This window comes from Mesorhizobium monacense (genome assembly GCF_056781675.1).
The window spans coordinates 5,484,513-5,510,033 of the sequence record NZ_CM165567.1 but is presented as its reverse complement, the minus strand read 5'-3'; the positions used below and the strand labels follow the sequence as shown (position 1 = coordinate 5,510,033).

Below are 25,521 nucleotides of genomic sequence, written 5' to 3'. Positions count from 1 at the left end.
GGCGGCGTCAACCTCCAGTGCCATAACAAATGCGTGCCGACCCAACCGACGCAAGCCGCGGCGCAAACTCTGGCTTTGACAATTCCTGCCAGCTTGATATCATTTGCATACGAATGAATTTGACCGGTCCGGACGCCGGCAGGATCCGTCGGGAGGCACCTTCGAGGCGGCCCTTTTCTGGGAAGGTCCCTTTTGTTTTGGAAGGTAGGGCGTGATCCGTTACGCGAAACCCACCACGGTCGACGAGGCGCTCGCTTTGCTTGGCGAGGATCGCTGGCGCATTCTTGCCGGCGGCACCGATTTCTATCCGGTACAAGGCAGCAAGCCTTTTCGCGACAATGTCCTCGACATTAACGGTCTCGCCGCGTTGCGCGGCATTGTCGAGACCGACAACCACTGGCTGGTCGGCGCGCGCACCACTTGGACCGATCTCATCCGCCATCCGCTGCCGGCCGCATTCGATGCTCTGAAGCAGGCCGCGCGCGAAGTCGGGTCTGTCCAGATCCAGAACGTCGCCTCCATTGCCGGCAATCTTTGCAACGCCTCGCCCGCTGCCGACGGCGTGCCGGGATTGCTGGTGCTCGATGCCGAGGTCGAACTGCGCTCGGCACAAACGACACGTCATCTGCCGCTGCAAGAATTTATCCTCGGCAATCGCCGCACCGCCTTGCTGCCGGGCGAGATGGTCACCGCCATTCGCGTCCCGAAACCCGCTGCTGACGGCACATCCGCCTTCGTAAAGCTTGGCGCGAGGCGCTATCTCGTCATCTCCATCGCCATGGTGGCAGCGCGCCTGACCATCGAGGGCGGCATCGTCAGCGAAGCCGCCATCGCCGTCGGTTCCTGCTCGGCGGTAGCCAAACGTCTCGCCGGCGTCGAAGCCGCCTTGCGTGCCCAACCCGCGAACCATGCCCTCGCGGCTGCGGTTCAATCCGCGCCGATGAATGAATTGTCTCCAATTGGCGATGTCCGCGGCAGCGCCGAATACCGGCAGGACGCGGCGCGCGAGATCGTCGCCCGCGCCGTGCTTGGCGCCATCGACCATTCAGCCGGCGGCAAGGTGGCGGCATGAGTATCGAACGCGCCGACATCGCTTTCGAGGTCAACGGCGCCGCCGTCAGCGTCTCCGTGCCGCCGGTGCGGCGGCTCTCGCAGGTTCTGCGCGACGATTTGCGGCTGACCGGCACCAAGGTCGGCTGCGACGCCGGTGACTGCGGCGCCTGCACGGTGCTGGTCGACGGCGAGCCGGTCTGCGCCTGCCTGATGCCGGCGGCCTCGGCAGCCGGCGCGGCGATAACCACGGTCGAAGGCCTGGCCAACGGAAAACTGTCGGCGCTGCAGGCCTCGTTCCTCGATCATGGCGCTGCGCAATGCGGCATCTGCACGCCCGGCCTGCTGGTCGCAGCAACCGCGCTTCTCGAAAACAATCCTTTCCCGAACGAGATCGAGACACAGGATGCGCTGGGAGGCGTGCTCTGCCGCTGCACCGGCTACCGAAAGATCGTCGCGGCGGTGATGGATGCCTCACGCCATGCCAATGGGCTCGATCACCGTATGCCCGGTTCCGGCCATGCCGTCGGCGCCTCGCCGGTCCGCCTCGATGGCTTGCCCAAAGTCACCGGCGGCGAAAAATTTGGCGGCGATTCCTTCCCGGCCGATGCGCTTGCCGTGCTGGTGGTCCGCTCGCCGCACTATCACGCCCGGTTCACCTTCGGCGACCTGGATTCCTGGGCGAGGGCCCGTCCCGGCGTTGCCGGCGTCTTCACCGCCGCCGACATTCCGGGAAGGAACTGCTTCGGCGTCATCGGCCCCTTCGCCGACCAGCCCGCCCTGGCGGAAGTGTTTTCGCGTTTTCGCGGCGAGGCGGTGGCGCTGGTTGCCGGCGAGCGTGAGGCCATCCTCGATCTCGACCTTGCGGATTTTCCGATCGCCTGGACCGAACTGCCCCATTTGCTGCAGCCCTGTGAGGCGCAGGCCGACGGCGCCGAACTGATCCACCAGCGCAGGCCGGCGAACCTGCTCACCTCCGGTTTTGTAGAGCGCGGCGACGCAGACGCGGCGCTCTCCGGCGCCGCAGCCATCGTGTCTGGCACCATCGACACCTCCTATGTCGAACACGCCTATATCGAGCCGGAAGCCGGCTATGCCTATATGGACGGCGACACGCTGGTCGTCGTCGCCTGCACGCAGGCGCCGTACATGGACCGCGACGACACCGCCAAGGTGCTTGGCCTTGCCGTCGACAAGGTGCGCATCGTGCCGACCGCCACCGGCGGCGGTTTTGGCTCGAAACTCGATGTTTCGCTGCAGCCTCTCATCGGCCTTGTGGCAATGAAGACGGGACGGCCGGCGGCACTTGCCTATACCCGCAATGAATCGATGATCTCGACCACCAAGCGCCATCCGGCCGAGATGCAGGCGACCATCGGCGCCGATGCCGACGGCCGCATCGCCGGCATGGTTTTCTCGGGTGATTTCAACACCGGCGCCTATGCCAGCTGGGGCCCGACGGTCGCCAACCGCGTGCCGGTGCACGCGTCCGGCCCCTATGCCACGCCGAACTACCGCGCCGAAGGCCGCGCCATACACACCAACGGCCCGATCTCCGGCGCCTTCCGCGGCTTCGGCGTGCCGCAGGCGACGATCATGCAGGAGACGCTCTACGATGAATTGGCTGGCAAGCTTGGGTTGGACAGGCTCGATTTCCGCTTGAAGAACTGCCTTCGGAACGGGTCCGAAACGGTTACTGGGCAAAAGCTGGACTCCGGCGTCGGCATCGCCGAATGCCTCGAGGCGCTGCAGCCGCATTGGACGCGCGCCCTGGCCGAAACGGAACTGTTCAACGCCGGCAGCAGCACAAAAAAACGTGGCGTCGGCGTCGCCTCCTGCTGGTATGGCTGCGGCAACACTTCGCTGCCCAACCCCTCGACCATCAAGGTCGGCATTTCGGCCCAGGGCGAGGTCGTCCTGCATCAGGGCGCCGTCGACATCGGCCAGGGATCGAACACGGTCATCACCCAGATCTGCGCCGACGCGCTCGGCCTGCCACTGGAAAAATTCCGGCTAAAGAGCGCCGATACCGCCATCACCCCTGACGCCGGCAAAACATCCGCCTCGCGCCAGACCTTTGTCACCGGCAAGGCCGCCGAAAAGGCCGGCCGTGCCCTGCGCGAAGCGATCCTGCGCTTCGCCAATGTCTCTGAGAGGGCGGCGATCGCGCTTGACGGATCGAGTCTCGCCATCCGCGAGGGCGAAGCGACGCGGCGGGTCGATCTCTCGACGCTGCAAGCCGACAACGATGGCCTCGTCTTCGTCGCCGAGGAAACTTACGACCCGCCGACGCTGCCGCTCGATGCCAAGGGCCAGGGCAAGCCCTATGCGCTCTACGGTTATGGCGCGCAGATCGCCGAACTCGAGGTCGACCTCAAGCTCGGCACGGTCAAACTGATCAAGATCACCGCGGCACACGATGTCGGCAAGGCGATCAATCCTTTGCTCGTCGAAGGCCAGATCGAGGGCGGTATCGCGCAAGGCATCGGCATGGCGCTGATGGAGGAATATATCCCCGGCCGTACCGAGAATCTGCACGACTATCTGATCCCGACCATCGGCGACGTGCCGCCGATCGAGACCATCTTGATAGAGGTTCCCGATCCTGAAGGACCGTTCGGCGCCAAGGGGCTGGGCGAGCATGTGCTGATCCCGACGGCGCCGGCGATCCTCAACGCTATCAGACACGCCACGGGCGTGCTGGTCACCAAGGTGCCGGCGACGCCGAGCCGCATCCGCGCGGCGATCCGCGACAAGGAGGCACGCCAATGAGCGAGCTTGCCGAACGTTTCGAAACCCACGACCCCGGCGAAAAGCAGGTGGCGGAGAAGATCCGCTGCGATGCCTGTCCGGTCATGTGCTACATCGCCGATGGCCGCACCGGCGCCTGCGACCGCTACGGCAATGTCGGCGGCCGCATCGTGCGCATGGATCCGCTGACCATCCTCGACCATGCGGCCGAGACCGGCGGCGCGGTCGTGCCTTTCGTTGCCGAGGGCGAGGCGTGGAACGGCGAACTGGTCAACACCGGGCGCCGTTTCGTCACCGCGATTGGCGCCGGTACCACCTATCCCGACTACAAGCCGGCCCCGTTCATCGTCAGCCAGCAGGTCGAGGGCGTCGATCTCGTCACCGTGGTGACGGAGGGCATCTTCTCCTATTGCGGCGTCAAGGTGAAGATCGACACCGACCGCCATATCGGACCCGAAACGGCGACCGTGCGCGCGGAAGGCGAGGCCATCGGCCATGTCACGACGGGTGAATACGGCTCGCAGATGCTGTCGCTGGGCGGCGTGCATCACCTGACCGGCGGCTCCAAGGCCGAGGGGCGCGCCACTTGCGATGCACTGCTCAATTTGTGCAGCCGCAAGCCTGTCGCACTCACCATCGACGGCGGTGCCACAATCATCGTCGAAGCCGGCAAACCACCCGTCATCGACGGCAAGGTCGAGCACCGCATGCGCGTCGGCTGCGGCTCGGCCACCATCGGCATGTTCGCCACGCAGTGGCGCGGCCTGGTCGACGAAGTGGTGGTGGTCGACGACCACATCACCGGCGTCGTCTCCGAGCATCAGGCCGGCAAGGTGCTGGGCTGGCAGGATACCGGCATAAAAATCATCGGGCGCCGTTCGACGCCCGGCCGCTATTTCAAGGTGTCGGAGCCCGGTCTCGGTTGGGGCGGCACGAGCATTTCCGACCCGCTGTCGATCCTCGGCGAGTGGAATGCCAAGAAGGGGGCGCGTCCCGGCCTTTCGCTGCTGATGGTGTCGACCACCGGCGAGCAGTTCGCCTATTACGAACTCGACGACGATTTGAAGCCGGTCGAAAAGCCGTTCCCGGAACGGCTGCAGAAGTCGGTCGGCCTGATCGAGGAGAATTGCGAGCCGGCGCTCTGCACCGTGCTGTTCATCGGCGGCGCCGGCGGCTCGCTACGCGCCGGCGTCACGGAAAACCCGGTCAATCTCACCCGCTCGGTGCAGGGCCTGAAGACCTACGTCACGGTCGGCGGCGCGCCTGTCTATGTCTGGCCGGGCGGTGGCATCACACTGATGGTCGACGTCACCCGTGTGCCGGAAGGCGCCTTCGGCTATGTGCCGACCCCGGCGCTGGTGGCACCGATCGAATTCACGCTGCGCCGCGACGACTATGTCAGGCTGGGCGGCTACGAGGCCGAGATCCGCAGTGTCGAGGACATCCTTGCCAAGGGCGGCGAATATCTCAATCCGCGTCGCGGCACCGGTGCGCCGGTAAGCAATCCCTGGCCACCGCTGGCGCAGCTGCGGCGCGCGGCGAACGGGGCCGGCTGATGAACGGCCCGCAGGCGCATTGGCTTGATGACGGAAGGCGGCTGCATCTCAACCACGGCCCGATCGATCTGATCATCGAGGTTTTTGGCCCTGCCGAAGAATGCAGGGCCGCCTATGGTCAGGCGGTGGCACGTTTCCAGACCATCCTGACCGAGTTGGTCGATGAACTGCCGGAACTGCGTAAACCAGCGGGACTTGGTCCGCGCGTGTTTTCGGGTCCGACGGCACACCGGATGGAAGCGGCGGTCGCGCCGCTGTCAAAAAACTTCATCACGCCGATGGCCGCCGTCGCCGGCTCGGTAGCCGACGAAGTGCTTGCCGCTCTGCTTGCCGGCCGAAAGCTCGACCGCGCCTATGTCAACAATGGCGGCGACAGCGCCATTCATCTCGGCGCCGGCCAGTCGATCACCCTCGCCATTGCCGGTACCGGCCACGGCCTCGCGGACAGCATCACCATCCGCGCCGAGGACGGAATTCGCGGTGTCGCAACCAGCGGCTGGCGTGGCCGCTCCTTTTCGCTAGGTATCGCCGATGCCGTCACCGTGCTGGCACGGACCGGCGCCGAGGCCGATGCGGCCGCGACATTGATCGCCAATGCAATCGATCTGCCCGATCACCCCGCCATCAAGCGCGAGCCTGCACGCGATCTGGCGCCCGACAACGATCTGGGCGACCGCTTGGTGACGACGGCTGTCGGCCCGCTTTCACCGGCAGAAATCGCCACCGCACTGGACAGCGGGCTCGCTGTCGCCGATGATTTTCGCCGAAATGGCCTGATATCAGCTTCGGCGCTTTTCCTTGCCGGCCAAACCCGCATCAGCGGTTCCATGGCGCTTGCCGCGCCTACAAAAATCCCAGGGAAGGAAGTTGCCCATGCCTGAGTTTCCGATCCGCAAGATCGCGGTTCTGACGGAAGAAATCTTTCACGACGGCGGGCCTGCGCCAAAAGAGCCGCGCCGCCGCGCCGCGGCCCTGGCGCTGGTGAAGAACCCCTTCGCCGGCCGCTATGTCGAGGATCTGCAGAGCGCCATGGACGATCTGAAGCCGCTCGGGCTGATGCTCGCCGACCGGCTGATCGCAGCACTTGGCGGCGACGTGAAGCAGATCGACGGTTACGGCAAGGGCGCCATCGTCGGCTCCGCCGGTGAACTGGAGCATGGCGCGCTGTGGCACGTACCGGGCGGTTACGCGATGCGCGAGCGGCTCGGCGACGCCAAGGCGATCGTACCGTCGGCAAAGAAGGTCGGCGCCTTCGGCTCGAAGCTTGACGTGCCGCTCGGCCACATCAACGCCGCCTATGTGCGCAGCCATTTCGACGCCATGGAAGTCGGCGTCAGCGACGGGCCGCGTCCCGATGAGATCCTGTTCTGTCTGGCGATGACCTGCGGCCCGCGCATCCACGATCGCATGGGCGGTCTGGCGGCCAAGGACATCAAGACCTGGGATGGGCTGCGGTGAGCGCCGGAGAGGAAGTCAGGCTGAAGCTGGTCGAGGCCGAAGAGCCCGAGGAGAACGACTACCATCTGCAGGAGCAGGTCGGCTTCATCCTGCGCAAGGCACATCAGCGCCATGTTGCGATCTTCGCCGCCCATATCGCCGATCTGACGCCGCCGCAATTCGCTGCTCTGGCCAAATTGCACGACGTCGGCGAGACCTCGCAAAACCAGCTCGGCACTCTCATCGCCATGGACGCGGCGACGGTGAAGGGCGTCATCGACCGGCTGAAGGCGCGCGGCCTGGTCGAGCTTTCCAAGCACGAGGTCGACAAAAGGCGCCTGCTGGTCAATCTGACCGCTGAGGGCCGCGATGCGATCGAGCGGCTGATCCCGCTTGCCCGCGACATCACCGAGGAAACGCTGGCGCCGCTTTCCGCCAAGGAGGCCGCCACCTTCATGCGGCTGCTGGCCAAGCTGGCGTAGGACGCACTTCCTGAAGGACCACGAAATAGCCCGGCGCTAAGCCGGGCTTTTTCGTTTCAGCGAGGCGTCTGGTCGACTCAGTGATCCATGGCCTTGACGATCTCTTCCGTCATCTTCTTGGCGTCGCCGAGCAGCATCATGGTGCCGTCCTTGTAGAACAGCGTGTTGTCGATGCCGGCATAGCCTGAGCCGAGCGAGCGCTTGACGAACAGGCAGGTGCGGGCCTTGTCGACGTCGAGGATCGGCATGCCAAAGATGGGCGAGGACTTGTCGTCGCGCGCGGACGGGTTGGTGACGTCGTTGGCGCCGATGACATAGGCGACATCGGCCTGCGCGAATTCCGAGTTGATGTCCTCGAGCTCGAACACCTCGTCATAGGGCACGTTGGCTTCGGCGAGCAGCACGTTCATGTGGCCGGGCATGCGGCCGGCCACGGGGTGGATTGCGTATTTGACGTCGACGCCATTGGCCTTGAGCTTGTCGGCCATCTCGCGCAGCGCGTGCTGCGCCTGGGCGACCGCCATGCCGTAGCCGGGCACGATGATGACCTTCTGCGCATTCATCATCAGATAGGCGGCGTCATCGGCCGAGCCCTGCTTGACGGTACGCTCGATGCCGTCGTCCGTCGCTGCAGCCGTCTCGCCGCCGAAGCCGCCGAGGATGACGGAGATGAACGAGCGGTTCATGCCCTTGCACATGATGTAGGACAGGATCGCACCCGACGAGCCGACCAGCGCGCCGGTGATGATCAGCGCCAGATTGCCGAGCGTGAAGCCGAGTGCCGCCGCCGCCCAGCCCGAGTAGGAATTCAGCATTGAGACGACCACCGGCATGTCGGCGCCGCCGATCGGGATGATGAGCAGCACGCCGAGCACCAGCGAAGCCGCCACGATCAGCCAGAACACCAGCTTGGATTCGGTCGTGACCAAAAGCACGATCAGCACGACGAGGGCGATGCCGAGCGCGATGTTGATGAAATGGCGGCCGCCGATCATGATCGGCTTGCCCGACATGCGGCCGTCGAGCTTGAGGAAGGCGATCACCGAGCCGGTGAAGGTGATGGCACCGATGGCCACGCCAAGGCTCATTTCGATCAGCGCCTGGGCATGGATGTCGGCGACCGTGCCGATGCCGAAACTTTCCGGCGCATAGATCGCGGCGGCCGCCACCATCACGGCGGCAAGGCCGACGAGCGAGTGGAAGGCGGCGACCAGCTGCGGCATCGAGGTCATGGCGATGCGGCGCGCGGTGACGGCGCCGACCGAACCGCCGATCAGCAGCCCGAGCACGATCAGGCCGAAGCCACCGGCCGTAGGGGTGGCCAGCGCCAGCGTCGTGGCTATGGCGATGCCCATGCCGATCATGCCGTACATGTTGCCCTGGCGGCTGGTGGTCGGGTGCGACAGGCCGCGCAGCGCCAGGATGAACAGGATGCCGGAGACCAGATACAGGAAGGAAGCGAAGTTGGCGTTCACGTCACTTGTCCTTCTTCTTGTACATGGCCAGCATCCGCTGGGTGACGAGGAAGCCACCGAAGATGTTGACCGACACCAGCATCAGCGCAACGAAGCCGAAGCCGGTGGCAATGCCGGACGCCGAAATGCCGACGGCAAGCAGCGCGCCGACGACGATCACCGAGGAGATGGCGTTGGTGACGGCCATCAGCGGCGTGTGCAGCGCCGGCGTGACCGACCACACGACGTAGTAGCCGACGAAGATCGCCAGTACGAAGATGGCGAAACGGAAGACGAACGGGTCGATGGCGCCGCCGGAGAGAGCATGCGCGGCGTCACGCGCCGCCTCGGTGCCGGGCGCCGTGGCCAGATCCTGTACGGCGAGCCGCACGGCGGCGGTCGCCTGGTCGAGCTGGTCGAGAGCTTTCTGCAAGGCGTCCATCATGCGATCCCCTTCGGCTTGGCAGCGGACTTGCCCGTGGCGGCTTTCTTGTCGGCTGCCTTTTTCGGCGCGGCTTTCTTCACCGACGCGTCGGCGACCATGGTCTTCGCCGGGACTGCCGCCGGCTCGACATGCGGCTCGGCCGCCTTGGCGAAGGCCGGATGCACCACTCGGCCAGCATCGGTCAGCATGGTTGCCTTGACCAGCTCGTCATCGCGCTTGATGGCGAGCGTCTTCGTCGTCTTGTCGACCAGCGTCTCCAGGAAGGCAAAGAGGTTCCTGGCATAGAGCAGCGAGGCCGAAGCGGCGACGCGGCCCGGCACGTTGAGATGGCCGACGATCTTGACGCCGTTGGCGGTCGTCACGACCTTGCCAGGCACGGCGCCCTCGACATTGCCGCCGCGTTCGACGGCGAGGTCGACGATCACCGACCCTGGCTTCATCGAGGCGACCATCGCCGCCGACACCAGCTTCGGCGCCGGACGGCCGGGGATCAGCGCCGTGGTGATGACGATGTCCTGCTTGGCGATGTGCTCGGCGGTCAGTGCCGCCTGCTTGGCCTGGTATTCCTTCGACATTTCCTTGGCGTAGCCGCCAGCCGTCTCGGCCGCCTTGAATTCCTCGTCCTCGACCGCCAGGAACTTTGCGCCGAGCGACTGCACCTGTTCCTTCACCGCCGGACGCACGTCGGTGGCGGTGACGACGGCGCCAAGCCGGCGCGCCGTGGCGATCGCCTGCAGGCCGGCGACGCCGACGCCCATGATGAAGGCTTTCGCCGCCGGCACCGTGCCGGCCGCGGTCATCATCATCGGCAGCGCCCGGTCATATTCGGCGGCCGCGTCGACCACCGCCTGGTAGCCGGCGAGATTGGCCTGCGAGGACAAGACGTCCATCGACTGCGCGCGGGTGATGCGCGGCATGAATTCCATCGAGAAGGCGGTGACGCCTGCCTTGGCCAGAGCGGCGACGGCCGCATCATTGCCATAGGGGTCCATGATGGCGATGACCGCCGCACCGGATTTGTAGCCCTTCAGCTCCGCATCCGTCGGCCGGCGCACTTTCAGCACCACATCGGCCTTGGCCGCATCGCCGGCCTTGCCGATCGCGGCGCCCGCCTTGGCGAACTCTTCGTCCGGAATGCGCGAGGCCGTGCCGGCGCCGGCTTCGACGACCACGTCGAGACCCAGCCCTGCCAGCCGCTTCACCGTATCGGGTGAGGCCGCGACGCGCGGCTCGTTCGCGTCGAGTTCACGAGGGATGAAAACCGTCTGTCCCACCGCATGATCCTTTCGGCTGGAGCCTGTTGCGCAAGACGCCGGCCGGACCCTCCGGCAGCGTCCCTGGCGAAGGATTTCGGAAAGTCTATCGGAGAATGAAGGCGCCGGCAGCCAGGATCAGGGCGCAGAGGATGGTCGCCGAGAAGAAACCGCCAACGAAGAAGCCGAACGCCATCGCGATAACTATGGCGAGGCAAAAGAGCGAACCGTACTTGGCCAGCGCCAAGAAGCCCGTATAGGTGCGGTCGTGCTCGGCATAGTCCATCTTCGCGCCCAGTTCGACAGGACCGGACGGCGTGTGCTCAGCCATAGGAATACCCCTTCGAAGACATCTTTGAGGCACATAGCGAAAAGCCGGGCGGAGAGCAATGGCGCTATTGCCGCATCGCCGGAGACAACAGCCTCAAAGGAAAGTTGAAAGCCGTCCCGCCCTGGCGGGGTCCCTGGCTTTCGTGGGGAGTGACGGGTCCAGATCTCAGCCCGCCAGGTGCGGGAACAGTCCGAGCAGGCCGGCGATGATCAGATAGATCGCGACGATGTAGTTCAGAAGCCGCGGCATCACCAGGATCAGCACGCCTGCAATCAGCGAGATCAAAGGGGTGAGCGCGATCGCGGAAATGGTCATGTTCTTGGTCCTTTCTCGAGTTGCTGTCCGCCGTCCTCAGCCGATGCAGCGACGGTATCTGTCGCCACGACAACGCCGGCACGGCCGGAAAGCTCCTTGCCGGTGCTGTCACAAAGACCGTGAAGGCTCAGGCGGCTTCGGGGAAATACTTGGCCGTCGGCAGGATGGTCAGCGGTGCAAGCTCGCCGGTCCGCGCCTTCGCGAACAGCATGCGCCGTTCCAGCGCCGTCGAGTGGAAGAACGGGTAGCGCTGCAGCGTCGGCGCCATGTTCTGCTCGCACAGCGATTCATAGAAGAAGATCGGCATGGTGAAAGGCGGATAGATGCGCGGCTCGCCGACCTGCACCGAGCCGAAGATACGATGATAGAAGGCCGTGTGCTCTTCGCGGATCATCGAAATGCAACTCGTCGCATTGAAGAACGTGTTGGCGATGACCGCGAGCCGCAGCGTGACGTAGGGCAGGGCCCGGTGAGTCGACGACAGTTGCGGGTCGACCGCCAGCCGGCTGGGATCGATGAAGGTTTCGCCCCGCGCCAGGCGCAGGAGCAGCCTGTCGCCGAACACCGTCATGATTGGCGCTTCGGGGGTCTCGCGGGTCAGGTGATGAAGCCTGACGGTGCTGACAAGCTCGCCGTCCATGAAAACGCCGAAACAATAGCAGTTCGGGACTTCGTCCAGATGATCGGAAAGCTTCTGCTCGACAATAGTGTCAAGCAGGCCGTGTGAATGGAACGCCTTGTAGCGCAGCCGCGAGATCGCTTCGAAATCCTCGCCACTCTCGCAGCGCCGATACTCGACCCGCTCCAGAAGTTCGAGCACGTTGCGCGCGAAGAGCGAAGGAGGCTGAGGCCTGGCCGCCGAAGCCGCCGCAGGCAGACCTGACTCACGCATGTCCATATTCTTCCCTCGTACCACCGCAGGAGAACAATATCGGACGACAGAATGAACAAGAAGATAAAATTACGATCGTCTGCGTTTACCGAAGGTTAACCTTAACAATTGGTTAACGCCATTGACAATTCAACTCCTCTTGAGCCGGCTTTTCAAGCGTGATCGTGGATCTGGGTGAATCAGGTGGTGGCGCGCTTTGCGACCGGGCGCAATTCCGCGGCAAAGGGCCAGGTCACGTTGGACATGGTCTCGATGCCCGATGCGCTGAGCGCGGCGCCGAAGAGGAAGCCCTGGACCAGGTCCGGCTTCACCGAATGCAGCAGGATCTTGAGCTGTTCGAAGGTCTCCACGCCTTCGACGGTGACAGTCAGGCCGAGAATCCGCGTCAGGTCGACGACGCCCTTCAAGAGGTCGAGCGAGCGCGGGTTCTGGGTGACGTCCATCAGGAACGAACGGTCGATCTTGATCTTGTCGAGCGGCAGCTTGTGGAGGTAGCTCAGGCTCGAATAGCCGGTGCCGAAATCGTCGAGCGCGATCTGCACGCCAAGCTGCTTCAGCTCCTCGATGTACTGCCGCGTCAGCGACTTGTCGTCGAGCAGCGCGGTTTCGGTGACTTCGATCTCCAGGCGGGCGGCCGCGAGCCCGGACGTGACCAGCGCGTCGCGGACCTTCTGGATGACGTCGCTGTTGCGGAAATCCTTGGCGGAAAGGTTCACCGAAACGCTGGTCTGGTCGGGCCATTTGGCGCATTCCGCGCAGGCCGCCTGAAGCACGAAGGTGCTGATCTCGGAAATGATGCCCATCTCCTCGGCCAGTGGAATGAAGATGCTGGGCGAAACCGGCCCAAGATCGGGATGGTCCCAGCGGCACAGTGCCTCGCAGCTGGCGATGCGCATCGTGCTCATCGACACGATCGGCTGATAGACCACGCGCAGGCCCTTGGCCTCCACGGCGCTGCGTAGGTCCGCCTTCATCAGCTGACGGTTGCGGAAGGCGGCGTCCATCGCGGCCTCGAACAGCCGCCAGTTGTTCTTGCCGAGCTCCTTGGCCTTGTAGAGTGCCAGGTCCGCCTTGACGATCATGGCGTCGACGTCGGTGTCCTCGACCTTGGACAGCACCGCGCCGGCGCTGGCCTGGATGCGCAGCCCATGTCCGGCGACGTCGACTTCGCCCTGCAGGTCGCCGAAAATCTGGTCGAGCAGGCTGGTCAGGTGGCTTTCGTCCTCGACGCGGTCGAAGAAGACCATGAACTCGTCGCCGCCGAAGCGGCTGACGGTTATGCCTTGTCCGGCAACCGCCGCCAGGCGCTCCGCGACGGCATAGATCAGCCCGTCGCCGACCGGGTGGCCCAGCGTGTCGTTGACGCTCTTGAAATCGTCGAGGTCGAGCACGGCCAGGCCGCAGAGACGGTCGCGGTCGCCGGAGGCCATCGATTCCCCGACCAGCTCGTGGAAATAGGCGCGGTTCGGCAGCCCGGTTAGGCTGTCATAGCGCGCCATGAAGCGGATCTTTTCCTCGGCCTCGACGCGGGCCGTGACATCCTCGAAAGTGATGACGCCCAGATCCTGGCTGCCTTCGCGGGCCGAAAACTCGTAGTGCTGGCCGGTGGAGAAGGAAACCAGCACCTTGCGGTCGCGCCCTTCGCGCAGCGCCCGCGTCAGCTGCGCCTCGACATAGCGGCAATCCTTCGGCGCCAGCATGCCGCCGGCAACGCCGCGCAGGAGCAGCGAATGGATCGATCGCCCGAGCAGCTGGTTCGGCGATTTGAGCGACATCAGATGCGCGGCCTCGGCGTTGCCGACCACCACCTTGCCGTCGGGGCCAAGCATCACCAGGCCATGCGACATTGTGTTCAGCGCCCGGTTGAAGCGTTCGGCCAGCTTGGCCGCGGTCTTGCGCTCCGAAATGGCGTCGAAAAGCACCGTGCGGACGTGAGCGGCCATTCGGGTGATGATGAAGATGAACGGCACGATGTAGAGGCCGAGGATGAAGGTAGGCACGTCGCCCTTGAGCATCAGCCCGATCGCGATCGGCAGCACGACCGTGAAAGCCTGCACCGCGACCATGGTCTTGGAGCCGTAATTGCGACCGACGATCGTCACCGTCGAGCCCATTATGACGGCGATCGCAGCACTTTCTCCGAACATATCCGGGATGAGGTAGATGGTCGTGAGGCAGAAAAGCCCCATGAAGAAAGCCTGGATGGTGCCGCCGACCAGATAGTAGCGTTCCCAAGTCTTAGCCGCTTCATAGCTGTCGAAATTGCCTTCGCGCTGGCCCTTGCGGATGCCGTAATAGCGGTAAAGGCCGGCGGCGAGCATGACTGCCGCCAAAGCGAGGTAGGCCGGATGCTTTGAGGTGAAATAGACAAGAACACCGATGAGTCCGTGGCAAAAAGCGCCGATCAGCAGGATTCCGGGATCGTTGAACAACGATCGCACGAACCCAGCATAGACGTCCTCACCTATTTCTCCGGTTTTGTGTTCTTGCATGGCCCGCGGTGTCGCACGAACCGCAGTCATGTCATATTCGCCTTAAGAAAGGTTTAGAGAGGCCGTTTCAGACCCTGCCGTCAAGTTCTTCCCCGGAGCAAGCCCGGGAAACTGGTCTTCAGATAAACAAGGCGTATCGGCTTACTCGGCGGCCTGAAGTTCGGGCTTTGCGGGGACTTTTGCCAGGCGTTCGAGCAGCCGCGAGCGTTCTCCGGCGGCCTTTTCGGCGCTCGCCTGCCTGACATGGCCGTAACCGCGAATGAGCGCCGGCACCGAGGCGAGCGCGGCGGCAGCCTCGATCCGGCCCGGCGCCAGCGACGCGGCGACAAGCGCGAGGTCGGCCTCGTACTGGGCAAGAAGCTGCCGCTCCATGCGCCTTTCCGCGCCATAGCCGAACGGGTCGAAAGCGGTGCCGCGCAGGCCTTTCATCGCCGCCAGCAGGCGGAATCCCTTCATCATCCACGGGCCGAAGCTCGATTTGCGCGGCTTTCCGTCATTGCCGCGCCGGCCCATGATCGGCGGCGCCAGGTGGAATTCGAGTTTTTCGTAGCTCTGGAACTGTTTTGACAGTTCGGCGGCGAAGGAGCCGTCGGTGTAGAGCCGCGCCACCTCGTATTCGTCCTTGATCGCCATCAGCTTGAACAGGTTCCTTGCGGCAGCCTCGGTGACCGCGGTCGAACCCGGCACGGCCTTGGCTTCGGCCGCACGCAGCGTGGCGATCCTGTCTGCATAGCGCTTGCCATAGGCGGCGTTCTGATAGGCGCTCAGGAAGGCGACGCGGCGGGCAATGATGTCGTCCACAGTCTCGGCGATCGCGCTGGCCGCCTTGCCCGGCTGGGCGATGAGACCGCGTACGAAATCCGGCTGGTGGGCGGCGCGGCGGCCCCAGCGGAAGGCGGCGATGTTCATCGCCACGGCTTCGCCGTTGAGGTCGATCGCCTTCTCGACTGCCTCGGCTGACAGCGGCAGCCCGCCATGCTGGAAGGCGAACCCGAGCATGAACATGTTAGCGCCGAGCGAGTTGCCGAACAAAGCGGTTGCGGTGCGGGTGGCATCGAAGAAGTGCGCCCTGTCGTCGCCCGCAGCCGTGCGGATAGCTTTCTTCAGACGTTCGACGGGCAGCGAGAAGTCAGCCGATCGCGCGAATTCGCCCGGCATGATCTCGGCGGTGTTGGCGAGGAAGATCGTGTGGCCCTCGCGCACCGCTGCCAGCACCTTCTGGGCGCCGGAGACGACGAGGTCGCAGCCCAGCACGAGATCGGCCTTGCCGGCCGAAACCCGGATTGCGTGGATATCGTCGGGCGTGCGCGCGATGCGCACATGGGTGAACACCGAGCCGCCCTTCTGGGCGAGCCCGGCCATGTCGATCATGCCGCAGCCCTTGTCCTCGAGATGAGCAGCCATGCCGAGCACGGCGCCGATGGTGACGACGCCGGTGCCGCCGACACCGTCGATGATCGCCGCCCAGCCTTGCTCGCCGAGCGGGAATTCGGCCGGCGCCGGCACGCCGTCGAGCGGATCGGATTTGCCGGCGGTGCCCTCGGCCTTCCTGATCCTGGCGCCATGTACGGTGACGAAGGATGGGCAGAAGCCATTGACGCAGGAGAAATCCTTGTTGCAGCTCGACTGGTCGATCCTGCGCTTGCGACCGAATTCGGTCTCGACCGGCTGGATCGAGACGCAGTTGGACTGCACGCCGCAATCACCGCAGCCCTCGCAGACCAGTTCGTTGATGAACACGCGCTTGTCGGGATCGGGGAAGGTGCCGCGCTTGCGGCGGCGGCGCTTTTCGGCGGCGCAGGTCTGGTCGTAGAGCAGCACGGAGATGCCCTTGACCGCGCGCAATTCGCGCTGGACGAGGTCGAGGTCGTCGCGGTGATGGATGGTGACGCCGGCCGGAAACTCGGCTTTGCCGGCATATTTGTCCGGCTCGTCGGTAACGACGGCGATGCGCTCGATGCCCTCGGCCCGCACCTGCCTGGCGATCATGTCGACGGTCAGGCCGCCTTCATGCGGCTGGCCGCCGGTCATGGCGACGGCGTCGTTGTAGAGAATCTTGTAGGTGATGTTGGCGTCGGTCGACAGCGCGAAGCGGATCGCCAGCACGCCGGAGTGGTTGTAGGTCCCGTCGCCGAGGTTCTGGAAGATATGGTCGCGCTTGGAGAACGGCGCCTGGCCGACCCATTGCGCGCCCTCGCCACCCATCGCGGTGAAGCCGACAGTGTTGCGGTCCATCCACAGCGCCATGAAGTGGCAGCCGATGCCGGCGGCGGCCAGCGAGCCGTCTGGCACCTTGGTTGAGGAATTGTGCGGGCAGCCGGAACAGAAGAACGGCGTGCGCGAGGCGATGTCCGACGTGTCGGCGAGCATCGCCTGGAACTGGCGCAATTTAGCCACCCGCGCGGCGATCTCTTCCGACGGACCGATCGTGCGCAGGATCCGCTCGCCGAGCGTAATCGCGATCTCGTTGGGATCGAGCGCGCCCTTGGCCGGGAACAGCCAGTCGCCGCGCTCGTCCTTCTTGCCGACGATGACCGGCTGGGTGGCGGTGCCGTAGAGGTTTTCGCGCAGCTGCACCTCGATCAGCGAGCGCTTCTCCTCGACGACGACGATGGTGTCGAGGCCGCGGGCAAACTCGGCGATATGCTCCAGGTCGATCGGCCATGGGCAGCCGACCTTGAACAGCCTGATGCCGATGCGGTTGGCCGCCGCCTCGTCGATACCGATATCCTCCAGCGCCTGGCGGACGTCGAGATAGCTCTTGCCGATGGTGATGACGCCAAGCTTTGGCTTGCGGCCGCCTGAATAGACGATCCGGTTCAGCCCGTTGGCGTGGATGAAGGCGGACGCAGCAGTGCGCTTGTATTCGTGCAGCCGCTCTTCCTGGCCGAGCATGTCGATCTCGTGGCGGATGTTGAGGCCGCCGGGCGGCATCTCGAACTCCGGCACGACGATGTTCAGCCGCTCTAGCGAGGCGTCGACGGAAGCCGTCGATTCGATATTGTCCTTGACGCATTTGATCGCCGCCCATGTGCCGGCGAAGCGTGACATGGCAAAGCCGTAGAGCCCGTAATCGATGATCTCCTGGACGCCGGCGGGATTGAGGATCGGCACCATGGTGTCGACGAACAGGAACTCGGTGGCATGCGCGTTGGTCGAGGATTCGGCCATGTGGTCGTCGCCCATCAGGGCAAGCACGCCGCCATGCTTCGAGGAGCCGGCGAGGTTGGCGTGGCGGAACACGTCGCCGGAGCGGTCGACGCCCGGCCCCTTGCCGTACCAGACCGAAAACACGCCGTCATGCGTGCCTTCGCCCAGGAGTTCGGCCTGCTGCGTGCCCCAGCAGGCGGTGGCGGCAAGCTCTTCGTTGAGGCCGGGCTGGAAGACGATGTCGGATTGGGCGAGCTGCTTCTTGGCCTTCCACAGCTGCATGTCCAGGCCGCCGAGCGGCGAGCCGCGATAGCCCGAGACGAAGCCGGCTGTGTTGAGGCCGGCGCGCCGGTCGCGCTCGCGCTGCATCAACAGCATGCGGATGACGGCCTGCGCGCCGGAGAGGAAGATGCGCTCCTTTCCAAGATCGAACTTGTCGTCGAGCGCGACGTCGTGCAGCGTCATCAGGCATTTCCTCTGCGGTGGCCGCGCAGGAGCGCGCAGCCAACGTAGGAGTCGGATGCCGCAGTCTTTCTCCCCTTTGGAGGGGAGGTCAAACAAAATCGAAGGTGCCAGGCAGTGCGCAACGAACGATCCGGGGTGCACGCTTGAGCGTATGAAAATTGCGCCGTGGCGGTCCGCGAAGAAAGTTCCGGCGGCCGAACCGCTGCTGGCGTGTCAGGCCTTCGAGCAATCCGGCTTCGGCTCGCCCGGCAGCTTGCCGTCGACATGGCCGACCATGTCCTTGTTGAGCTCGTAGACCGGGCCGACCACCAGGGGACGGTCGGGCAGGATCGACTGATCCAGCGACGAGGTCAGCGTCGTCTCGAAGCTCTGCAGAAGCGTGCCGCTGGAATCTTCGATGCGGATCGACACCGCATAGGGCTTGTCCTTGACCACGCAGGTCAGCGGCGGGCTGGTCAGCGTTATATACGGCAGCTTCGGCCAGATCTTCTGATTGACGATGATCGGATCGCCACCGGCCGGGTTCTGGAAACTGACCACGGCAACCTGTCCTTCGCCCATCGGCCGCAGCGGGTTAAGCGTGATGACATAGGTGGCGATGCCCAGCCGGTAGTTGAACTCGAACAACTTGCCGGAAATGGCGAACAGCTGCTCCTTGCCGGAGTCGCGGCAGGCGCCAAGCACTGCTGCCGCCAGCAAGGCGGCGCCGAGAACCATCGAACGCGAATATGTCCTAGACATTGGTGACCTCCCTGGCCGCCGTGCGGCGGCGATAGTGGCGGTTTGCCTTCTGGCGGTTGCCGCAGACCGCCATGTCGCACCAGAGCCGGCTGGAGTTGCGGCTGCGGTCGACGAACAGCCAACTGCAGTTGGGACAGATCCTGAGCCTGGCGAGGGTATCGTCGCGCAGCAGCGACAGCGCCGAGACGGCAAGTGCTGCCTCGAAAGCGATCGGTGTCGCAGGATCGCCGAACGGCCGGCCGCGGGCGCCGATTTCGGTCCGGCTGCCGGCCAGGCCGTCGGCGCAGGCTTGCAGGAACCCGGGCAGATCGCCGGTGGCCAGAGCGCCTTTCGACACCGCATGGCGAAACAGGCGGTCGGTCGTCTCACGGATCGACAGCACGACCGGTGCGATTTCCACCGGGGATGGCGCCTCCACGCGACGCCCACCAAGCTCCGTGGCGCGAAAACCGCTTGCCGCGTCGGCAAAGCGGGCGATCTCGGCCGGATTGTCGAAGCGGTCGAAGGTCTTTTCCGGATCGAACCGCAAAACGACCGTGTTCGCCGCGTCGAGCGCGAGGATGCCGCCGGTGAAGCGATGCGGAGTCCAGGAGACTGTCATGCCGAAAATCTAACCGATAAATCGCATTTGACAAGTTAGATTCCGAATGCAAACGTCCCTTTGGGGATGTGGTCCGCCACCGTCACCCAAGGGTGCTGCATGCTGTATTTCTTCCAGCAGGTTCTGAACGGGCTGCATTCGGGCGCGCTCTATGCCTTGCTCGCCTTCGGCTATGTGCTGACCAACGGGCTGCTGCACCGGACCAACCTCGCCTATGGCGCCATGTTCGCCTTTTGCGGGCACGCGATGATCCTCGCGGCTGCTTTCGGCTACCAGGCGCTGTGGCTGACGCTCTACGCAGCGGTCGCGCTCGGCATCGTCGCGGCGCTCCTCTACGCGGCGCTGATCAGCCATGTCTTGTCGCGCAGCGTCTTCGAACCCTTGGCCGACCGCTCGCCGAACGCGATCGTCGTGACGACGCTGGGCATCTTGCTGGTGCTGTCGGAGGCCAGCCGCATCGCCGCCGACACCCATGATCTCTGGCTGCCGCCGATGCTGGCCCAGCCGGTGATCTTTGCTGAGAACGCCGGCTTCAAGGCGACGCTGACACTGATCCAGCTGCTCGACTGCGCAGCCGTGATAGGCGTGCTGGCGCTGGCCGCCTGGGCATTCGCCCGCTCGAGCTTCGGCCGCTCCTGGCGGGCGGTGTCGGACGATCCCAGAGCGGCGGCTATGTGCGGCGTAAACGTGCGCGCGGTGTTTCGGCTGGCGGTGCTGTTCGGCGGTCTGTGCGCTGCGCTGGCCGGCATCCTTGCCGGCATCTACTACGGCAACATCAGCTTCGGCACCGGCCTGGTCTACGGGCTGAAGATCCTGTTCGTGACGGCGGTCGGCGGTTATCTCTCGCCGCTCAAGGCAGCGCTTGGCGCGGCCGCCTTCGGCATGGCCGAATCGCTGTGGGCCGGCTATTTCCCGCTCGAATGGCGCGATGCCTGGATGTACCTCTTCCTCGTCGCCATGCTGGTGCTGATCGGCGCCGGCCGCGATCAGCAGAAGATCGCCTGAGCCGAGTCTGCGACTTTGGTCGGATGCCGCGTGGTGAGTTGGCGGTTTTGCACCGCTCACCACCTCACAACAGCGTTTAGCCTGCCCATGCCGTGTTGACCAGCCCGGCCACGCACGGCATACCGTTAGGCCACAATGGCGCGGCGGAAAATAAGGGGAGCCGGCGCGCCTCCGACATCAGGGAGGAATGCATGGCAGGGCTTCTCGCTCTATCCAGAACGATCGACCGTGTGAACGAGTTCATCGGCAAATGGGTATCGTGGCTGATCCTGCTGGCAATTCTGGTCAGCGCCGGCAACGCCGTCATCCGCAAGGCGTTCGACATATCGTCGAACGCCTGGCTGGAGCTGCAGTGGTACCTGTTCGGCGCTGCCTTCATGCTGGCGGCCGCCTATACGCTGAAGCAGAACGACCATATCCGCATCGACATCGTCTACGGCATGTTCTCGCGCCGCGTGCAGCACTGGATCGACCTGCTCGGCCACCTCCTGTTCCTGATGCCGTTCGTGACGCTGATGGTGATCTATTTCGTTCCCTATGTGTCGCTGTCGTTCCGCAGCGGCGAAATGTCGAACAATTCCGGCGGCCTGATCATCTGGCCGGCAAAAGCCATCCTGCTGGCCGGCTTCTTCCTGCTGGCGCTGCAAGGCATCTCCGAGATCATCAAGAAGATCGCCATCATGCGCGGCGACATGGACGATCCCAATCCATTCATATCGGCGCATGAACAGGCAGAACTCGAGGCCAAGGCACTCGCCGAAGAAGCCAAGGCGCTTGCCCAGGAGGTGCGCCCATGATCGAGTTCATCGCCCAGAACATGGCGCCGATCATGTTCGCCTCGCTGGTCATCTTCCTTTTGATCGGCTATCCAGTCGCTTTCTCGCTCGCAGCCAACGGCCTGATGTTCTTCTTCATAGGCGTCGTGCTGTCGCCTTATTCGGGCGGGTCGATCAACCTCGCCTGGCCGCTGCTGCACGCGCTGCCCGACAATTTCTACGGCAGCCGGGTGATGTCCAACGACACGCTGCTGGCGATCCCGTTCTTCACCTTCATGGGCATAGTGCTCGAACGATCCGGCATGGCCGAGGACCTGCTCGACACGATCGGCCAGCTGTTCGGGCCGATCCGTGGCGGCCTTGCCTATGCGGTGATTTTCGTCGGCGCGCTGCTGGCAGCCACGACGGGCGTGGTGGCGGCGTCCGTCATCGCCATGGGCCTGATCTCGCTGCCGATCATGCTGCGCTACGGCTATGACCGGCGGCTGGCATCAGGCGTCATCGCTGCTTCCGGCACGCTCGCCCAGATCATCCCGCCCTCACTGGTGCTGATCGTGCTGGCCGACCAGCTCGGCCGCTCCGTCGGCGACATGTATGCTGGCGCGCTGATCCCCGGCCTCGTGCTGACCGGCATCTACATGGCCTACATCCTGCTCATGTCGATCATCCGGCCGAATTCCATGCCGGCGCTGCCGCTGGAGGCCCGTACGCTCGGCCATGGCGTGCTGTCGCTGCTCGCGGCACTGCTAGTCGCAGTCGCGGCTTCCTATGCGGCCTACCGCTATCTTGCGCCAACACATGGCGACAATGCCGACATTCTCGGCGCCAGCGTTGGTGTGCTCTTCATCTACATCGTCGCGATTGCCGACCAGCGGCTGAACTTCAACATGATGTCCAGGCTGGCGCAGCAGGTGATCATCGTGCTGATCCCGCCGCTGGCGCTGATCTTCCTGGTGCTGGGCACCATCTTCCTCGGCATCGCCACCCCGACCGAGGGCGGCGCCATGGGCTCCGTCGGCGCATTGATCATGGCGGCGGCAAAGGGGCGGCTGTCGCTCGACGTGATCAAGCAGGCGCTGGCCTCGACGACCAGGCTGTCGTCCTTCGTGCTGTTCATCCTGATCGGCGCGCGCGTGTTCTCGCTGACCTTCTACGGCGTCAACGGTCATATCTGGGTCGAGCATCTGCTGACGTCGCTGCCGGGCGGCGAGGTCGGCTTCCTCATCGGCGTCAACATCCTGGTCTTCCTGCTCGCCTTCTTCCTCGATTTCTTCGAGCTCGCCTTCATCATCGTGCCGCTGCTGGCGCCGGCCGCCGACAAGCTCGGCATCGACCTGATCTGGTTCGGCGTGCTGCTCGGCGTCAACATGCAGACCTCCTTCATGCACCCGCCCTTCGGCTTCGCGCTGTTCTACTTGCGCTCGGTCGCCGCGCGCGTGCCCTATCTCGACCGCCTAACCGGCAAGCAGATCGCGCCGGTGACCACCGGCCAGATCTACTGGGGCGCGGTACCCTTCGTCTGCATCCAGGTGATCATGATCGGGCTGACCATCACCTTCCCGCAAATGGTGATGCACTACAAGGGCGCGACGGTGGATCCCGGTACGATCGACATTCAGCTGCCGGACATGCCTGGCCTGTCACCGCTGGGCACGGCGCCGGCGGATGGCGGTGCGCCGGCCAATGGCGGCGCTGCACCGGCAGCACCTGCCAACGACCTGTCGCAACCACCGAATTTCGGCGATGCTCCGCCCGCCAAGCCGGCGGCGCCGGCAACTGACCTCTCGCAGCCACCGAACTTCAACTGATGTTGGAGCGCCGACAGCCATGAAAGCGGTCCGCCTGGAGGCAGTGGGCAGTATCGCGCTGCGCGAGGTCGGCAAGCCGTCAGCCGAGCCGGACGACTTGCTAGTGCGCATAGAGGCCTGCGGCGTCTGTGGCACCGACCGGCATCTGTTCCACGGCGAGTTCCCCTGCAAGCCGCCGGTGACACCGGGGCATGAATTTTCCGGAATCGTCGAAGCGGTTGGGGCGGCCGTACTGGGCTTTTCCGTCGGCGACCGGGTCACCGGCGATCCCAATATCGCCTGTGGCCGCTGCAAGCATTGTCACTCCGGCCGGGTCAATCTCTGCAGCAATCTCAACGCTATCGGCATCCACCGTGACGGCGGCTTTGCCGACTATGTCGTGCTGCCGCAAAAGCAGGCGTTTCTTCTCCCGGCTGATCTCAAGCCGACGCATGGTGCCTTCTGCGAGCCGCTTGCCTGCTGCCTGCACGGCGTCGATCTGGCCGCAATCAAGCCGGGCGCTTCGGTCGTGGTGCTCGGCGGCGGTGTGATCGGTCTGCTCACCGTGCAACTGGCGAAGCTCGCGGGGGCAACGACCATCATCCTGTCGACGCGCCAGGCTTCGCGGCGCTCCCTTGCCGAGGATATCGGCGCCACAGCAACGGTCGATCCGGGTGCGGTCGACGTCATCGATGCCGTTGCCGGATCGGCGGGGCTAGTCCCCGGCGGCGTCGACGTGGTGTTCGAATGCGCCGGCGTGCGCGACACCGTCGAGCAATCGTTGCGGCTGGCCAGAGCCGGCGGCACGGTCATCATCGTCGGCGTGGTGCCACAAGGCATGAAGGTGGCGTTCGAGCCCTTCGACCTGTTGTTCCGCGAGCTGAAGGTGCTGGGCTCTTTCCTCAATCCCTATACCCACGGCCGCGCGGCCCAACTCATCGCCTCGGGTGCGATCGAGATCGACAGGCTGATCTCCAGGCAGGTCACTCTCGAAGAAGCGCCGGCGGTAATCGCCAACCCGCCGGCTCCGGGAGAGGTCAAGGTGCTGGTAGTGCCGCGCAGCAGTTGAAATGCCCGGCCAGGAGGATACCGGTCGAGGCCAACACTGCTTTGGCTGAAAGAAAAACCCCGGGCGAAGGAGCCCGGGGTCTTTCTTGAGCAGGAAAGTCGAAGCGCCTACAGCTTGCCGTTGCGCTGCTGGACCATCATGAAGGTGTCGTAATTGTATTCGGCCACCTGGGCCCAGAGATAGTGCTCCTTGCGGAACGCCTTGATCGAATCCCATATCTTCTTGAACGGCGCGTTCGAGGCTTCCATTTCGGCATAGACCTCGTTCGCCTTTTCGAAGCAGGCGGCCATGATCTCCTGGCTGAACGGCTTCAGCTTGGCGCCGCCGGCCACCAGACGCTTCACCGCCGCCGGATTGAGAGAGTCGTATTTCTGCAGCATGTTGGCGTCGGCCGCCTGGGCGGCGGTGTGCACCAGCGACTTGTAGGCGGGCGAAAGCTCTTCATATTTCGCCTTGTTGAACATCAAATGGACCGTCGGTCCGCCTTCCCACCAGCCGGGGTAGTAGTAATAGGGCGCGACCTTGTAGAAGCCGAGCTTCTCGTCGTCATAGGGGCCGACCCATTCGGCGGCGTCGATGGTGCCCTTTTCCAGCGCTGGATAGATGTCGCCGCCGGCGATCTGCTGTGGCACGACGCCTAGCTTGGCGACCACCTTGCCGGCAAAGCCGCCGATGCGCATCTTGAGGCCGGAAAGGTCGGCGACCGTGCTGATCTCCTTGCGGAACCAGCCGCCCATCTGCACGCCGGTGTTGCCGCCCGGCAGGCCGAACAGCCCCTGCGTGGCAAGGAACTCGTTGAACAGGTCGATGCCGCCGCCATGATAGTGCCAGGCATTGATACCGCGCGCGTTGAGCGAGAACGGCACCGCCGCGCCCAGCGCCCAGGTCGGGTCCTTGCCCCAGTAATAGTATGCCACCGTGTGGCAGGCCTCGACGGTACCGGCGGTGGTGGCGTCGGCGGCCTGCAGACCGGGGACGAGCTCGCCGGCTGCAAAAACCTGGACCTGGAAGTTGCCGTCGGTCGCTTCCGACAGCATCTTGGAGAAGACCTCGGCGCCGCCATAGATCGTATCGAGCGACTTCGGGAAGGACGAAGCCAGCCGCCACGTTACTTTCGGATTGGATTGGGCGATAGCGGGCGCGGCAAGCGTCGCGGCCGCCGCCGCGGCCCCCACACCGGTTACGCCAGCCTTGCGGATGAATGAACGACGATCCATGCAGTTCCTCCCTTTTGGATCAACAGACCTATATTCGGGAACATCCTCGATATCCCGGCTCGGCCTGGGGCGAAACAATACACAGGCAAAAGGTCGAGTCCAGCACGGCAGCCGGTTTTGACGACGGCGCTTTCGCGGAATTCGCAGCATCGGCGCACGGCCTGCAACTATAGTCTAATGCCAAATCCCGACCTGATTCCGTGGCCCATACGACGCGATGAAACTTGTCATGGAAAAGTGCCTTCGGATCGC

Annotated in this window: 21 protein-coding genes; 10 read left to right on the top strand and 11 right to left on the bottom strand. The window is 64.5% G+C overall.

Annotation, left to right across the window (positions count from 1 at the left end; all coding sequences use genetic code 11):
• Positions 1–211: 211 nt before the first annotated feature.
• Genes AC1RUK_RS26285 through AC1RUK_RS26260 form a run of 6 tightly spaced genes read left to right on the top strand, consistent with a single transcriptional unit; the run spans position 212 to position 7,276 of the window.
• Positions 212–1,072 (top strand): FAD binding domain-containing protein, encoded by an 861-nt coding sequence (locus AC1RUK_RS26285; protein WP_481838310.1) that lies wholly within the window; start codon positions 212–214, stop codon positions 1,070–1,072.
• Positions 1,069–3,822 carry a molybdopterin-dependent oxidoreductase gene (locus tag AC1RUK_RS26280; protein ID WP_481838311.1) on the top strand — a complete coding sequence of 918 codons (2,754 nt, stop codon included), beginning with the start codon at positions 1,069–1,071 and terminating at the stop codon, positions 3,820–3,822. The genes AC1RUK_RS26285 and AC1RUK_RS26280 overlap by 4 nt, the downstream gene beginning before the upstream one ends.
• The gene (locus AC1RUK_RS26275; protein ID WP_481838312.1) at positions 3,819–5,357 is read left to right on the top strand and encodes a 6-hydroxynicotinate reductase; all 1,539 of its coding nucleotides are present in this window, start codon (positions 3,819–3,821) and stop codon (positions 5,355–5,357) included. Before AC1RUK_RS26280 ends, AC1RUK_RS26275 begins: the two co-directional genes overlap by 4 nt.
• The gene (locus AC1RUK_RS26270) at positions 5,357–6,238 is read left to right on the top strand and encodes a UPF0280 family protein (RefSeq protein WP_481838313.1); all 882 of its coding nucleotides are present in this window, start codon (positions 5,357–5,359) and stop codon (positions 6,236–6,238) included. Before AC1RUK_RS26275 ends, AC1RUK_RS26270 begins: the two co-directional genes overlap by 1 nt.
• Complete coding sequence (locus tag AC1RUK_RS26265) at positions 6,231–6,815, top strand: amino acid synthesis family protein (protein ID WP_481838314.1); 585 nt, start codon at positions 6,231–6,233, stop codon at positions 6,813–6,815. Before AC1RUK_RS26270 ends, AC1RUK_RS26265 begins: the two co-directional genes overlap by 8 nt.
• Positions 6,812–7,276 carry a MarR family winged helix-turn-helix transcriptional regulator gene (locus AC1RUK_RS26260; RefSeq protein WP_481838315.1) on the top strand — a complete coding sequence of 155 codons (465 nt, stop codon included), beginning with the start codon at positions 6,812–6,814 and terminating at the stop codon, positions 7,274–7,276. Before AC1RUK_RS26265 ends, AC1RUK_RS26260 begins: the two co-directional genes overlap by 4 nt.
• 77 nt (positions 7,277–7,353) lie before the next feature.
• On the opposite strand, the gene AC1RUK_RS26255 is transcribed toward AC1RUK_RS26260, so the two are convergent.
• From AC1RUK_RS26255 to AC1RUK_RS26210, 10 genes are all read right to left on the bottom strand, one after another.
• Entirely contained in the window at positions 7,354–8,751 is a 1,398-nt protein-coding gene (locus AC1RUK_RS26255; RefSeq protein WP_481838316.1) for an NAD(P)(+) transhydrogenase (Re/Si-specific) subunit beta, read from the bottom strand.
• A 1-nt stretch (position 8,752) separates the two neighbouring features.
• On the bottom strand, positions 8,753–9,175 hold the full coding sequence (locus AC1RUK_RS26250) for an NAD(P) transhydrogenase subunit alpha part 2 (protein WP_481838317.1): 423 nt from the start codon (positions 9,173–9,175) through the stop codon (positions 8,753–8,755).
• Positions 9,172–10,449, bottom strand: a complete 1,278-nt coding sequence (locus tag AC1RUK_RS26245; RefSeq protein WP_481838318.1) for a Re/Si-specific NAD(P)(+) transhydrogenase subunit alpha — start codon at positions 10,447–10,449, stop codon at positions 9,172–9,174. The genes AC1RUK_RS26250 and AC1RUK_RS26245 overlap by 4 nt, the downstream gene beginning before the upstream one ends.
• Before the next feature lie 85 nt (positions 10,450–10,534).
• Positions 10,535–10,759 carry an aa3-type cytochrome c oxidase subunit IV gene (locus AC1RUK_RS26240; RefSeq protein WP_436170337.1) on the bottom strand — a complete coding sequence of 75 codons (225 nt, stop codon included), beginning with the start codon at positions 10,757–10,759 and terminating at the stop codon, positions 10,535–10,537.
• A 165-nt stretch (positions 10,760–10,924) separates the two neighbouring features.
• A complete protein-coding gene (locus tag AC1RUK_RS26235; RefSeq protein ID WP_006202401.1) occupies positions 10,925–11,074 on the bottom strand; it encodes a DUF3096 domain-containing protein in 150 nt (49 codons plus the stop codon).
• A 127-nt stretch (positions 11,075–11,201) separates the two neighbouring features.
• Positions 11,202–11,966 carry an N-acyl amino acid synthase FeeM domain-containing protein gene (locus AC1RUK_RS26230; protein ID WP_481838319.1) on the bottom strand — a complete coding sequence of 255 codons (765 nt, stop codon included), beginning with the start codon at positions 11,964–11,966 and terminating at the stop codon, positions 11,202–11,204.
• A 179-nt stretch (positions 11,967–12,145) separates the two neighbouring features.
• The gene (locus tag AC1RUK_RS26225) at positions 12,146–14,458 is read right to left on the bottom strand and encodes a putative bifunctional diguanylate cyclase/phosphodiesterase (protein WP_481838320.1); all 2,313 of its coding nucleotides are present in this window, start codon (positions 14,456–14,458) and stop codon (positions 12,146–12,148) included.
• A gap of 141 nt (positions 14,459–14,599) precedes the next feature.
• Positions 14,600–18,073 (bottom strand): indolepyruvate ferredoxin oxidoreductase family protein, encoded by a 3,474-nt coding sequence (locus tag AC1RUK_RS26220; RefSeq protein ID WP_481838321.1) that lies wholly within the window; start codon positions 18,071–18,073, stop codon positions 14,600–14,602.
• A gap of 213 nt (positions 18,074–18,286) precedes the next feature.
• Positions 18,287–18,814 carry a hypothetical protein gene (locus AC1RUK_RS26215; protein WP_481838322.1) on the bottom strand — a complete coding sequence of 176 codons (528 nt, stop codon included), beginning with the start codon at positions 18,812–18,814 and terminating at the stop codon, positions 18,287–18,289.
• Positions 18,807–19,415: a CGNR zinc finger domain-containing protein gene (locus AC1RUK_RS26210; RefSeq protein ID WP_481838323.1), complete on the bottom strand. Its 609-nt coding sequence runs from the start codon at positions 19,413–19,415 to the stop codon at positions 18,807–18,809. The genes AC1RUK_RS26215 and AC1RUK_RS26210 overlap by 8 nt, the downstream gene beginning before the upstream one ends.
• Positions 19,416–19,514: 99 nt before the next feature.
• Here AC1RUK_RS26210 and AC1RUK_RS26205 point away from each other — a divergent pair, with 99 nt between their 5' ends.
• From AC1RUK_RS26205 to AC1RUK_RS26190, 4 genes are all read left to right on the top strand, one after another.
• Entirely contained in the window at positions 19,515–20,420 is a 906-nt protein-coding gene (locus AC1RUK_RS26205; protein WP_436170343.1) for a branched-chain amino acid ABC transporter permease, read from the top strand.
• A gap of 191 nt (positions 20,421–20,611) precedes the next feature.
• A complete protein-coding gene (locus AC1RUK_RS26200; RefSeq protein WP_436170344.1) occupies positions 20,612–21,217 on the top strand; it encodes a TRAP transporter small permease subunit in 606 nt (201 codons plus the stop codon).
• The gene (locus AC1RUK_RS26195) at positions 21,214–23,004 is read left to right on the top strand and encodes a TRAP transporter large permease (RefSeq protein WP_481838324.1); all 1,791 of its coding nucleotides are present in this window, start codon (positions 21,214–21,216) and stop codon (positions 23,002–23,004) included. The genes AC1RUK_RS26200 and AC1RUK_RS26195 overlap by 4 nt, the downstream gene beginning before the upstream one ends.
• Positions 23,005–23,023: 19 nt before the next feature.
• Complete coding sequence (locus AC1RUK_RS26190; RefSeq protein ID WP_481838325.1) at positions 23,024–24,052, top strand: zinc-dependent alcohol dehydrogenase family protein; 1,029 nt, start codon at positions 23,024–23,026, stop codon at positions 24,050–24,052.
• Positions 24,053–24,159: 107 nt separating this feature from the next.
• On the opposite strand, the gene AC1RUK_RS26185 is transcribed toward AC1RUK_RS26190, so the two are convergent.
• A complete protein-coding gene (locus AC1RUK_RS26185) occupies positions 24,160–25,269 on the bottom strand; it encodes a TRAP transporter substrate-binding protein (RefSeq protein ID WP_481838326.1) in 1,110 nt (369 codons plus the stop codon).
• Between the last annotated feature and the right edge of the window lie 252 nt (positions 25,270–25,521).